General features: G+C 62.1%; 11 protein-coding genes. 8 read left to right on the plus strand and 3 right to left on the minus strand.

The genetic code is table 11. The features are described from left to right. Positions 1 to 3: 3 nt before the first annotated feature. The 6 genes from lnt to BLP95_RS15530 all read left to right on the plus strand — a co-directional run bounded on the left by lnt (position 4) and on the right by BLP95_RS15530 (position 5,763). Complete coding sequence (gene lnt, locus BLP95_RS15505) at positions 4 to 1,506, plus strand: apolipoprotein N-acyltransferase (protein WP_425402570.1); 1,503 nt, start codon at positions 4 to 6, stop codon at positions 1,504 to 1,506. A 101-nt stretch (positions 1,507 to 1,607) separates the two neighbouring features. Continuing rightward, the gene (locus BLP95_RS15510) at positions 1,608 to 2,597 is read left to right on the plus strand and encodes a L,D-transpeptidase family protein (RefSeq protein ID WP_043488184.1); all 990 of its coding nucleotides are present in this window, start codon (positions 1,608 to 1,610) and stop codon (positions 2,595 to 2,597) included. Positions 2,598 to 2,898: 301 nt separating this feature from the next. Beyond that, a complete protein-coding gene (locus BLP95_RS15515) occupies positions 2,899 to 3,726 on the plus strand; it encodes a cytochrome c oxidase assembly protein (protein ID WP_241697514.1) in 828 nt (275 codons plus the stop codon). Then, positions 3,704 to 4,168, plus strand: coding sequence for a copper chaperone PCu(A)C (locus BLP95_RS15520; protein ID WP_089680918.1), 465 nt, complete (start codon positions 3,704 to 3,706; stop codon positions 4,166 to 4,168). The genes BLP95_RS15515 and BLP95_RS15520 overlap by 23 nt, the downstream gene beginning before the upstream one ends. Positions 4,169 to 4,192: 24 nt before the next feature. Next, positions 4,193 to 4,756 (plus strand): SCO family protein, encoded by a 564-nt coding sequence (locus tag BLP95_RS15525; protein WP_245678778.1) that lies wholly within the window; start codon positions 4,193 to 4,195, stop codon positions 4,754 to 4,756. A 56-nt stretch (positions 4,757 to 4,812) separates the two neighbouring features. Beyond that, positions 4,813 to 5,763, plus strand: coding sequence for an arsenic resistance protein (locus BLP95_RS15530; protein ID WP_027962123.1), 951 nt, complete (start codon positions 4,813 to 4,815; stop codon positions 5,761 to 5,763). A gap of 72 nt (positions 5,764 to 5,835) precedes the next feature. Here BLP95_RS15530 and BLP95_RS16775 read toward each other — a convergent pair whose 3' ends face one another. Both BLP95_RS16775 and BLP95_RS15535 read right to left on the minus strand, forming a co-directional pair. Next, positions 5,836 to 6,339, minus strand: coding sequence for a hypothetical protein (locus BLP95_RS16775; RefSeq protein ID WP_143004439.1), 504 nt, complete (start codon positions 6,337 to 6,339; stop codon positions 5,836 to 5,838). Next, the gene (locus BLP95_RS15535) at positions 6,336 to 8,864 is read right to left on the minus strand and encodes a site-specific integrase (RefSeq protein ID WP_143004440.1); all 2,529 of its coding nucleotides are present in this window, start codon (positions 8,862 to 8,864) and stop codon (positions 6,336 to 6,338) included. The genes BLP95_RS16775 and BLP95_RS15535 overlap by 4 nt, the downstream gene beginning before the upstream one ends. A 120-nt stretch (positions 8,865 to 8,984) precedes the next feature. Here BLP95_RS15535 and istA point away from each other — a divergent pair, with 120 nt between their 5' ends. Continuing rightward, positions 8,985 to 10,505, plus strand: a complete 1,521-nt coding sequence (istA, locus tag BLP95_RS15540) for an IS21 family transposase (protein WP_089680924.1) — start codon at positions 8,985 to 8,987, stop codon at positions 10,503 to 10,505. Further along, the gene (istB, locus tag BLP95_RS15545) at positions 10,492 to 11,232 is read left to right on the plus strand and encodes an IS21-like element helper ATPase IstB (RefSeq protein ID WP_089680926.1); all 741 of its coding nucleotides are present in this window, start codon (positions 10,492 to 10,494) and stop codon (positions 11,230 to 11,232) included. Before istA ends, istB begins: the two co-directional genes overlap by 14 nt. A gap of 3 nt (positions 11,233 to 11,235) precedes the next feature. Here istB and BLP95_RS15550 read toward each other — a convergent pair whose 3' ends face one another. Beyond that, positions 11,236 to 12,699, minus strand: coding sequence for an SLC13 family permease (locus BLP95_RS15550; protein ID WP_089680928.1), 1,464 nt, complete (start codon positions 12,697 to 12,699; stop codon positions 11,236 to 11,238). Positions 12,700 to 12,823: the final 124 nt, after the last annotated feature.

Genomic DNA, 12,823 nt, shown 5'->3' on the forward strand with positions numbered 1-12,823 from the left:
GGCATGGATGCACAGAACCCGCCAGTCCGGGACATGACGCCTGTCGGACGGCTCTCTCCGGTCCTCGGCTGTTTGTTGGCCCTGACCGCCGGAGGGTTGACCACCCTTAGCGCCGCGCCCTTCACGCTGTGGTGGCTGGGCCCGATAGCGGTGGCTCTGGTCTATGTCGGCCTCCATGCCCTGACATCTGCTCAGGCCGCCCTCCGCGGCTGGTGCTATGGCGTGGGCCTGTTCGGCTCGGGGACCTCCTGGGTCTTTGTCGCAATCCACGACTATGGTGATACCGGGGTCCCCCTGGCGCTCTTCCTCACTGGTCTGTTCGTGGCCGGCCTGGCGCTGTTCTATGCCGTGCCCTTCTGGCTCTATCGCCGCGTCGCGGGCCCACGCCTGGCCTTCCTCAGCTTCGCCGGCGCCTGGGTACTCAGCGAGTGGCTGCGCACCTGGCTGTTTACCGGGTTTCCCTGGCTGCTGCTGGGCACCTCTCAGGTGGACTCGCCGCTGGCGGCCTGGGCCCCGGTAGGCGGCGTCTATCTCCTGTCGCTGATCACCGCCCTGACCGGCACCCTGGGCGTGGAGCTCCTGCGCCGCCGCTGGTGGGCCGCGGCGCCCATCGCCGCTCTCTGGCTGACTCCCCTGGCCCTGCCGGCCCAGTGGACCTTCCCGGCCGGCGAGCCGCTGGGAGTCGCCCTGCTGCAGGGCAACCTGGACCAGTCGATCAAGTGGACGCCCGAGGGCCAGCGTGAGGCGGCCAGTATCTACACGGTGTTGACCCTTGCCCAGTCCAACGACCTCGACCTGATGGTCTGGCCCGAGGCGGCCTTGCCGATGTTCGAGGAGAACGCGCGGCCCATACTGGAGCGGGTGCAGTCCAAACTGTCGCCCGACACCGCCCTGCTCACAGGCATCCTGCAGCGCGACGGCGGCGACAACTACAACGGCGTGATCGGCCTGGGTAACGCCGAGGGCCAGTATCGTAAGGTGCGTCTGGTGCCTTTCGGCGAGTACCTGCCGCTGAAGCGCCTGCTCGCCGACACCATCGCCTTCTTCGACTTGCCCATGCCGGTCATGACCCCCGGGGCCGAGGCTCAGGGGCCGATCCACGCCGCCGGAACCACCATCGGTAACGCCATCTGCTACGAGATCATCTATGCCGATCGTGTCGCCGAGCAGGCGCGCGATGCCGAGCTGTTGCTGACGGTCTCCAACGACACCTGGTTCGGCCGCTCCATCGGCCCCCTGCAGCATCTGCAGATGGCCCGCCTGCGTGCGCTGGAGAACGGCCGGTACCTGATCCGCGCCACCAGCAATGGTGTGACCGCCATCGTCGATCCTCAGGGCCGTGTCACGGCCCGCGCACCACAGTTCCAGGCGACGAGCCTTCGCGGCGAGGTGATGCCCATGGTGGGAAACACGCCGTTCACCCGAACCGGTAGCTGGCCGACCTGGCTGTTGGCCGGCTTACTGGTGCTGCCTGGATGGCGATTCAACACACGTCGGTCTGGATGATAAGGGTCCAGCCGAAAAGGGAGAGAATGATGACGTTATCCGAATCCCACTCTGGCACAGCGAGGAAATCTCCAGGGTGGCAACTCCGGACACGCACGCTGATGGGAGTGCTGGCAGGCTGGCTCGCGCTCATCGGCGTTGCTCAGGCCCAGGAGGAGAACAAGTGGCCCCTCGGCCACTATCCGCTGCCTGAAAAAGGCAATGTGATCGGCGACACCTACCGCATAACGGTGGAGGATCGAGAAGAAACCCTGCTCGATATCGCCAGGCGACACAACCTGGGGTACAGGGAGATCGTGCGCGCCAACCCGGACGTGAGCATCTGGATTCCCGGCGAGGGTACCGAGGTGACAATACCCGGGCGCTTCATCCTGCCCGCCGCAGAGCGCACTGGTATCGTCATCAACATCGCCGAGCTGCGCCTTTATTACTATCCCGAGGTGGATGACGACGAGACATCACGTGTCGAGACCTATCCTATCGGCATCGGTCGCGAGGGCTTCGATACCCCCCTCGGTGTGACCAAGACCACCATGAACATCAAGAACCCCGCCTGGTACCCACCCGAGTCGGTTCAGCGCGAAGCCAGGGCACGTGGTGAAGAGGCGCCCAGCGTGGTGCCACCAGGCCCGGACAATCCGCTGGGAGACCATGCCATTATCCTGGGTTTCGATGGCTACTTGATCCATGGGACCAACCAGCCGGATGGTATCGGCATGCGTGCCAGTCGTGGCTGTATTCGCATGTTCCCTGGGGACATCGAGTCGATCTTCGACCGCGTGCCCGCCGGCACCCAGGTCCGAATCGTCAACCAGCCCATCAAGATCGGCTGGCATGAAGGGCAACCGCTGGTTCAGGCATTCCCGCCCCTTGAGGGGGAGGGGCACAGCATGTCCACGTTGGTAGAGACCGTCACACGCCTCAACCAGCGCAAGGCCGAGGGCTGGAACTTCGATTACGAACAGCTTCGTGGCCTGTTGGATGACCCCAGCGGTCGCATGGTAGCCCTGAATCCCATGCCGGAGCCGGATAAAACACCTGACCCTGACTACCAGGGTATCTACGCAGAAATTGCGCTGCGCAGGCCATGACGACGACAACATGGCGGGTCCTGTCAGTCTCGTGACGCTGACTTCAGGCGTGGCTGATACAGGATCTATCGCCCTCTGCAGGAGCACTGGCGGTGCGTTGGCGGTATACCCAACCACTGAACTGGTGCCCTGCCTTGGGGCGCGGCCTTCCTCGCCTCCCAGGCACCGAGGTGCGGGCTCTGGCTTCATCTGCGTTTATTGTCCCACCTTGCCGCATGGCGCGGTGGGCTCCTAGTCTCATCGTTGGCATGCCGATTCTGGGGAGGGACGGGCTATCGACCTCGACGTTGCTCTGGGCTACTTGCTGCCGTGGGAGTTCTCGCTGGCCTGGTCGGGGGCCTGCCTGCTGGCCATCGTGCTCTACCTGCGTGGCCTCCGGCAGCGCCGACGGCGAGGCGAGGCCACCGGCGCAGGTCGAGTCCTTGCCTACCTGCTGGGTGTCGCCACCATCTATGGCGTCACCCAGACCCATTACGACTACCTCGCCCAGTACATGTTCTTTACCCACCGGGCACAGCATCTGGTACTGCATCACGCCGGTCCCTTCCTGATTGCCCTGGCCGCCCCCCTGCCGGTACTGGCAGACGGCTTGCCGATCCGAATCAGGCACTTCTCAGGATGGAGGCCGATCGCGCGCCTGCTGCGCCCCGTATACCGGACGCTTCAGCATCCACTGATCGCTCCCGTACTGTTCGTCGGGCTGATCTATTTCTGGTTGGTTCCCGAGGTCCACTTCGATGCGATGCTGAGTACCGACCTGTATCAAGTGATGAACTGGAGCATGGCGCTGGATGGGTTGCTTTTCTGGTGGTTGATCCTGGATCGCCGCACGCCGCAGCAGGGCGGCCTCGGCTACGGCAAGCGCATCGCCATCCTGTTGGCGGTGATTCCGCCGCAGATCGTGCTGGGGGCCTATATCGTCTTTAGCAAGAATGTCATTTTCGATGTCTATGAGGTGTGCGGGCGCGCCTGGCCGCTGGACCCTCTGACTGACCAGCTCCTCGGTGGCCTGTTGACTTGGGTGCCGGCCACGATGATGAGTGCCATCGGGGTTCTGATCATTCTCAGCTTTCTGTTCCGTGATGCCCGCAAGGAGGATGCCGCTGATGTCTCTCACGCCACACCCTAGTCTGACGCGACTAGCGAAACGCTGGTGCTCGACCTTCCTGCTGCTGATCGCGACGTCCGGCACGCTGGCGGCTGCCGAACTGGAGGTCAGCGAGGCGCGTCTTAGGCTCCTGCCCGGGGACCTGCCCGCGGCAGGCTATTTCACCCTCATCAATACCAGCGAAAAGGGCGTCACCCTGACAGGAGCGGATAGCCCCGCTTTCGGTAATGTCATGATGCACCGCAGTGTCAATCAGGATGGCGTCACCAGCATGGAGCCCGTCGCCCAGCTGGAGCTGGCGGCGGGGGAGCAGGTCGAATTCGCTCCGGGTGGCTACCATCTCATGCTCATGAAGCGGGCTCGCCCCCTCGCCGTTGGTGACGACGTCGAGGTGAATCTTCATTTCGCCGGCAATCAGCGACAGCGTGTCACGTTCCGCGCCGTGGCGCCGACAGCACAGTAGGGGAGCAGGATGCGCCGATGCATCATGGCACTATTCGTGACGTTATGGATTGCAGGCTGCAGCGATCCAGACTGGCAGACCAAGGATATCTCGGGGCTGATGCCTTCCCTGGCGTTCGAACTCATCGACGAGAACGGGAATACGGTGAGCGCCGATCAGTTCCTCGGCAAGACGACGCTGCTGTTCTTCGGCTTCACCCATTGCCCCGATGTCTGTCCGACCACCCTATCGCGTCTCGACGCGGCCACCCAACGCATGGATGAGACCGCGCGCGATGAAATCCAGGTGCTCTTCGTCTCGGTGGATCCTCGCCGCGATGACGCCGAGACTCTGGATAGCTACACCGACGCCTTCGGCCCCCAGTTCGTCGGCCTCACGGGGGATAAAGCGGCACTCGATAAGCTGACACGCCGCTATCGGGTGACCTACGGATATGGCGAAGAAGACAGCGAAGGCAACTATGATGTGTCGCACTCCAGCGCTGTCTTCGCCTTCAATGCGCAGGGAGAGGCGCGCCTGCTGATCCGCGACAGCGACCCCATGGAGGCCGTGGTTGCCGACCTTGAAAGGCTGACCGGCGAGGCCTAGGGTGACTGGCTCTCTTCTGCAGCAGCTCAGTCCGCGACGAGGCTACCGTTCACATCATGCGCGCCACACTGGAGCAGCATCAGGTCTGGATCTATCTCACCGCGATCCTGGCTGGCCTGGCGATCGGCTGGGGATCGCCGGATACGACCCAGCGTTGGGAGATATGGCTCTGGCCACTGCTTGGCGTGCTGCTCTATACCACCTTCACCCAGGTGCCCCTGCTTCATCTGACCCGGGCATTTCGCGACCGGCGATTCATGATGGCGCTAATGGTGGGCAATTTTCTGCTGGTTCCGCTGGCCGTTGCTGCCTTGTCGCTGCTGTTGCCAGAACAGCCTGCCATTCGACTCGGCGTGCTCCTGGTACTGTTGGTCCCCTGCACGGATTGGTTTATCAGTTTTGCCCATCTGGGTAGAGGAGATAGTGCGCGGGCGATTGCAGCCGCCCCGTTGCTGCTGCTGGTTCAACTGGTGATGCTGCCGCTGTATGTCTGGTGGTTGATTGGCGATCTGGCCATCGAACTGACAGCCGACAGCCACCTGCTGGCGGCCTTCTCAGGCCTGATTGTCACCCCCCTAATACTGGCCTGGCTGACCGAACGGGTTGCCGAGCGACACATCGTCATCGAGGAAGCCGTCGATGGGATGGGCTGGCTCCCCATCCCCCTGCTGGCACTGGTGGTGTTCCTGATTGCCGGTTCCCAGGTTAGCCTGGTGGTCGACAGCGGCATGCTACTGTGGCGGGTTGTAGCGGTTTTCGTGCTCTACCTGATGGTCGCGGCGGCCCTCGGCAAGCTGTTGAGCCAGGTGTTCCGGCTTCCTGCTGCCACGGGCCGCACGCTCACCTTCAGTCTCGGCACACGCAACTCCTTCGTCATGCTGCCACTGGCACTCTCCTTGCCTGAGGCCTGGAGCGCAGCGGTCGTTGTGATCGTTTTGCAGTCGCTGGTGGAACTGCTCGGGATGGTGGCCTTTCTGCGCTGGGTGCCGACTAGGCTGATAAAATAGTGCGTAACATCGCGTTGAGAAAAAGCATGAAGTTTCATCATTTCCCAACACTTCCTGGATAGTTAGAAGGCTCTAAACTGTTATATCTAGATCTTCTTTAAAAGATGACTTTAGACCCAGTTTTTCCTGGATGATCCGGTCGCGAAGGACTCCATTCGATTTTTCTGAGCAAGCCAGCTCCCGCTCAACAGCGATAATGCGAGCGCCCAGCTCAGCTTTCGTCAAGCGCATCAAGTAATGCATGCGTCGCCGTTCCGTGTCGGTGGGCATTTCCACCTCGCTATTCAGTAGACGCCCTACGGTACGCCGCCGGCGAACGGGTTGGGCGGCTTCTTCGTATAATTGATGGCATTCAGGATTTCGAAGAATAGTGGACTCGGAGATACCCATTCCCGTGTCGGAGAGTTCGCGCGATATTCTCGCAATTCGTCCCAGCGTCACGGGACTTCCGATCTCCTGCAACCGACTGATCGCTCGACGCACGATCGTGACGCTTCGATTGCGTCGCTGCTGATGACTGCGCTTCAAACCGGCCATTGCCGCCTCTGGACGCGCCTTACGGGATTGTGGTGTCACCTCTCCTCCCTCCCGATGGTCAGTATGACGGGATCGGCAGCCGCCTGATCAGCTTGTTCCAGCAGTTCCATCTCGGCCAATACATCGTCGCAGCTCGCCATGGCTTCCTTTGCCTTGCGCCCTTCGGCGGGCAGGTTCTGTGCTTCTGCCATCTCCGCCATCTGCGCACAGGCCTGCCGGTAGACAATGACTTGGTCACGCTTGTGCCAGTCGGGCGCATTCCCGGCACAGCCGATGCAGGCGAACTTGATGGGACACTGACTGGCCACGGTGCACCGTCCACCGATAACCGGTATCAGTGCGCCCACCTGCTCCTGTGCGGCTTCGACCTGTCGTCGGATCTGTCCTGGGGATCGCACATGGGTACGAGACAGATCCACACGACTTTCAAAGATCTTTTGTTGCAACTCCATTAGCCGGGCCGGCGTCGGCTGGGAATAGTACTCGGTCACTCGCACATCTCGCTGCTTCATGAGGAGTGCGATCACATCCACGGGCGTGTTCAACGCCCGCATTTCCGTGGCAAAGCCGTGGCGCAGCAGGTGGGAAGTGACCCGCACGGCTTCACCGGTAGCAGTTTGCAACGAGATGCCGTGCAACATGATGGACATCGTCGCATTGACATCCTTATGACTGAAATGCCTTCCGGCATGCTGCCATAAGTAGGGCGCCGGTCGAAGTTTGTGACGCAAGCTTCTGGTAGGCGGGATGGTCTCCAGGTACTGTCCTCGCTCACGCTGGAACTTCCACCAGGCGTGTAGTGCCCTCATGCAGCGCTCGTCAATATAGTAGGGCTCTTCTGCCTGGCGTCCCTTGGGGATCGCGCGGAAGGCAATCGCTTCACGATCTTTGGCGAGAAGCACTCGTGATAAGTACTCTTGACTCAATCTTATCTGCAGGAACTCGTTCATGCGAGCCCCGGTCTTGGTCATGATCTGAATGGCCGCATGCCCGACGAGAGCGGCTAGCCTGAGTGCCTCCAGTGGAATAAAGGTTATGTCAAGATCCCGTGAGATTCGCTCCAGCCAATGGGATATAGACACCCCCCAAGTTGATCGTGGCGGGAGTTGGAAAGCCGCCTTTGAGAAGCCGTTATGCCTCAGAAAGTCAGAATCGATAACTTGAGACTTAAGCACATTGGCCTGCAAAAGCTCGATGAACCAGTAAGGCTCTATCAAAGTGGCATCATCACGAGCATGGCCACCCTCATAGCTTAGGAAGTAACGTGCCTGGTTACCTACCTTCGCACGTATACGCTGACGCTGATCCTGATGATAATAGAAGTCTTCTGCCACGGGCTCATGCACAGAACGCAATGTTGCGGAATCCCAGAGCCTGAAATGCTGCTGTGTCGGTCGAGTGCGGCCTGATGTTGATACCGTTTCATCGGTGATCGAGAATGACATCGGCAGGGCTTCCCCTTCCCGTTCATGATGGGCAATGGCGTCCTGAAAGGCTGTATGCAGTCGCTCGACCTGAATGCTTCGGCGCTCGGCCACATCACGAAGCAGATAGAATTGATCATGTACAACGGCGGTCGCTGCCTTGCGACGCATCCTCTGGTCGGTTCTCACGTCTCGATGGATAGTGGAGCGGTGCCAGAAGTGGTCATCCTTCAATCCACTGAGCTGCCAGGGCGCCACGGCCCGGCGCTGCTCGGGTGTCAGTCTAAGCAAGTAATCCTCTTGTTTGCGCAGCAGGCGAAAATAGGTCTGCAGGAACCGACCGCGTTTGGGGGAGCCTTCTTCCGGCAACACCTCACCATCATGGTATCTTTGGTAAAACACCTCAGGGTCAAGTGCGTCGATATCCGGTAGCTTCAACTGTTTCAGATAGCGCGACATGTTGGAAAAGAAAGTGATGTCGTTAGGCCGGTTTCCATCGGCGAAGGTCATGACGAAGAATGCCACATCCCGAAGTTTCGGCTGCGAAATGGAGTGAATCATCCGTCGTTGGGATTCATTGAAGGGCCGTCCCATGGTCGGTGATTCCAGAAAGGTCAACGGTAGGTGATGGAGCGCCGGCGATACCCTGTCGAGCACCCTCTCCAGCGTGATCTCCTTCCATGCTCGCAGCGGCCTGGCCTGATGCCCCGTTTCTTCTTCCCAACGCCGGATTTCTTGTTTAATGTGACGATCGTTGTGCTCGGAGATCCGCAGGACCTCGCTGTAGGCGACCGTATGTCCCTCGCTATGTAGGTGCTCAATGGTCAGACGTGTGAGCCGCGTAAGCACTTCACGTGAACGCCGCGTATTGGGAAGGGAATAGCGAAAGGTGTTGAAGTCCCGACGCCAGCCCTCATAGGCCTCACGACTGTCGACTGGGGCGCTCAAGAGCTCATCGGCCAATGTTGCCACATAGTGGCGCGAATACCCCGACACGGTGGCGACGCTAAATCCTAAGCATCTACTGATGTCGGCCAGCTTGAAGGGAGTGCCGAGCCGGCGACGACGGTCCAGTTCGGCCTTGATCGATTCATTGCGCCGATTCAGCGCATGATTTTCGCCCACGATGTTAATGGCCAAGTAAATTGACCCAGTATCGGCCAACGCTTCTGACCCACCCCCGAGGTGGCGGCGCTGCCACCATCCACCTACCGTGTCGGCTCAGCCAAGGGTCGGGACGGAGATGTGAAGGACTGGGGAATGATTCACAAGATCAAAGCGTTACACGATGACGGACAGGGCTTGTCGATCCGTGCCATCGGCCAGGAGCTGGGCATCTCCCGCAACACCGTCCGCAAGTACCTGCGCCAGGACGAGGCCACCATCGAGGCGGCGCAGTCAAACCGGGATCGCGATAAGAAGCTCGACGCCCACCGCGACTACATCGTCTACCTGCTGCGCACCTTTCCTCGGCTGAGCAGCGTTAAAGTGGCCCGTAAGCTGCGCGAGAAGGTCGGCGAGCTGGCGGTCTCGGAGCGCACTCTGCGTCGCTACGTGCAGCAGGTGAGGAGCACCGTGGCCAGCCGGCAGCGGCGCTACTACGAGCCGGTACTCGACATGGTGCCTGGCGTGCAGTGCCAGGTGGATCCGGGCGAGCTGCGCGAGGTGATGATCGGCGGCGAGCCGCGTCCCCTGTACTTCGTGGTGTTCGTGCTCTCCTACTCGCGTCTGACCTACGTCGGCGTCAGCCTGTCGCCGCTCGATACCGCCATCTTCATCCGCCTGCACGATGAGGCCTTCCGCTACTTCGGCGGCCTGCCGGAGGAGTGCGTCTACGACCAGACCAAGATGGTGGTGATCAGCGAGCAGTTCCGCGAGCTGGAGGTGAACCAGCACTTCCACGAGTACGCCACCACCGCCGGCTTCCGGATCCATGCCTGCTGCGGCTACGATCCGGAGAGCAAGGGCAAGGTCGAGGCCGGGGTGAAGTACGCCAAGCAGGATGCCTTCTATGGCGAGGTGTTCCGGAACGAGGCCGACCTGCGCGCTCATGTGCAGCAGTGGCTCGACGAGGTCGCCAACGTGCGCACTCATGGCACCACCGGCCAGCAGCCGAGGGCGCTGTGTGACGCCGAAGAACGGCGCCACCTGCGCCCCTACCTGACCCCGGCCTGCGTGGGCCGCGAGGCTGGCGGCCTGGCCCCGCGCCGGGTCGACAAGACCGGCCTGATCGCCTGGAAGGCCAACAAGTACTCGGTGCCGATGGCCTACCAGCAGGGTCGCGTCGGGGTCCGGGAAGCGGGCGACCGCCTGGCGATCCACGATCTGGAGAGCGGCGAGGAGATCGCTACCCATGCCCTGCATCTGGGCAAAGGGCACACCTCGCGCAACGAGAACCACTACCGCGATCACCGCCAGCAGGAGGCCGACCTGGAGCAGGCCATTGCCCGCCACCTCGGCAGAACGCTGGGTCGGCAACTGTGTGACAAGCTGCGCCAGAGTGTGCCGTATCACTACAAGGACCAGTTGCGTGGTGCCCGGCAGGTGCTGGAGGCCGAGCCCGAGCTGGACCTGACGCTGATCGCCGACTGGGTCACCCGGGAACGCCTCACGGCCGTTGGCCTCAAGGAACGGTTGGCGGCGGCCCGGCTCGCCAAGGCGCGGGGCTGGGATCACGACGGTGATGCCGCCGGCCCCTGTACGACACCGGCGGAGCTGGCTCAGTACGGCCGGCTTGGCCACTCCAGCGGCCAGCAGGAGGTGACCCATGGGGCAGCTTGAGCTGACCGCCGGGCGCTACCGCAGCCTGCGGCTGGGCGCCATCGCCGGCGGCCTCACCGAGCTGCTGGCCCAGGCCGAGGCCAACGAGGTCTCCTACCTGGCCTTCGCCGACATGCTGGTCGAGCACGAGCGCCAGACCCGCGAGGCAAAGCGTATCGACCTCTACCGGCGCCAGGCCGGATTCCCCAGCGACAAGCGGCTGGAGGGGTTCGACTACCGGCACCAGACCACCATCACCAAGCGCCAGATCAACGCCCTGCTGGACTTCGCCTTCCTCGATAACCGCGAGAATCTGGTGTTCATCGGCCCGCCAGGGGTAGGCAAGACTCATCTAAGCATCGGTATCGGCCAGAAGGCCATCGAGGCCGGCTACCGGGTGCTGTTCCGCAACGCCCTGGACCTGGTCGAGGAGCTGGAACTCGCCGAGATGAAGGGCGAGCTGAAGAAGACGCTGCACAAGCTCGCCAAGGTCGACGCCCTGGTGATCGATGAGCTGGGCTACCTGCCGATGAGCCGGCAGGCGCGCTACGCGCTGTTCCAGCTGATCAACCGGTTCTACGAGCACCGGTCGCTGATCATCACCACCAACAAGGACTTCACCAGCTGGGGGGAGTTCTTCCACGACGACAACGTGGCGGTGCCGATCGTCGACCGGATCATCCACCACTCGCACCTCTACCTGCTCGGCGGGGAGAGCTACCGGCTGAAGCAGAAGACGCTCAGCTGACGATCACGGGTGGGTCAATTTTGTTGACCGCTGGTGGGTCAGTTTTGATGGCCATTGACACATGTTCTTGATCGGCAGGTCCCCGGTGGCGAAGGCGACGGCGTTGGAAGGTGTCGCCACCGCCAGCATGAAGGCACAGCTGACGGCGAAGGTCACCACGATGGTCATCAGGAAGGGCTCGATGCCCAACCCCACCGCAATGGCCCCCATGATCGGGAAGAAGGCCGCCGCCGTGGCGGTGTTACTGGTCAGCTCCGTGAGCAGGATGATGACGATGGCGGTGACGGCCAGGATCAGGATCGGCGGAAGCCCCGACAGGCCCGATACGCTCTCGCCGATCCAGACGCTCAGCCCGGTGGCGGTGAACTGCGCGGAGAGGGTCAGGCCGCCTCCGAACAGGATCAGCACGCCCCAGGGGACGTCACGGGTGGCCGTCCACTCCAGCAGCGCGCCCTGCCCCCTGGGGGCGGGAATCACGAACATCAGGATCGCGGCCAGGATCGCCACACTGGTGTCGTTGATGTTGGAAAGCCACGGCAGCGCGCCCTGCACCGCCGGGATCTTCGCGATCAGCGGCAGGAACACCCAGCAGAAGACCGCGCCGGCGAAGACCATCAGCACCCGCCCTTCTTCCGGTGTCAGCCTACCCATGGCCTTGAACTCGGACTCGATCATCTTCCGACCGCCCTTGATGTCCTCGACCTCGGCGCGGAACACGACCTTGTTCAGCACGAACCAGGCCAGTACCAGCATGGTGGCGGAGAACGGCACGCCCATCAGCATCCAGTGGCCGAAGCCGATGGAGAGGCCATGGGTGTCTTCCATGTAGGCGCGCATCAGCGCCATGGGCGGCTGACCGATCAGCGTCGCCATGGAGCCGATGGTGATGGCGTAGGCGATACCCAGCAGCACGGCGGCCGAGAACTTGGGCGTGTCATCGCCGTTACCCAGCGACTTCACCAGGGCGATGATGGAGCCGCCGATGGGCACCATGATCACCGCGGTGGCGGTGTTGCTGACCCACATGGTGATGAACCAGCTGGCGGCCATCAGGCCGAAGACGATCTGCGCCGGCTTGGTGCCCACGGTCAGCACCGTCAGAAGGGCGAAGCGACGATGCAGGTTCCAGCGTTGCGTGGCTAGCCCCAGCAGCACCCCGCCCAGCACCAGGAAGACGATGCTATGAGCGTAGGGGGAGGCCGTGGCCCCCACCGAGGCGATGTCGAAGAAGGGAAACAGCACCAGCGGCAGCAGTGAGGTAGCGGGGATGGGGATTGCCTCGGTCATCCACCAGGTGGCCATCAGCATGGCGATGGCCGCCACGATGCGGGCATTCAGGGCCAGCGACTCGGGCAGCAGGAAGAAGACCCCCAGGCCGATGACCAGGCCCAGCAGGAGCGAGACCGGCTTGAAGGCGGCAGCTTCGGTATAGGGCGCCTGTTCGGCCGCCGCGTTGGCGTGTGACATGACCTTCACCTGAGTCCGGATGAGAAGACTCGCCAGTGTGATCCCTGCCTCAACGGTGCGGCCAATACCGAGGGGGTTGGCAGGCATACCCAGCTCATCCCCGGGAAAATCGAAAGCTTGGCAA

Origin of the sequence: Halomonas shengliensis (assembly GCF_900104135.1) — a bacterium.
In the GTDB taxonomy this organism is placed as follows: Bacteria; Pseudomonadota; Gammaproteobacteria; order Pseudomonadales; family Halomonadaceae; genus Halomonas; species Halomonas shengliensis.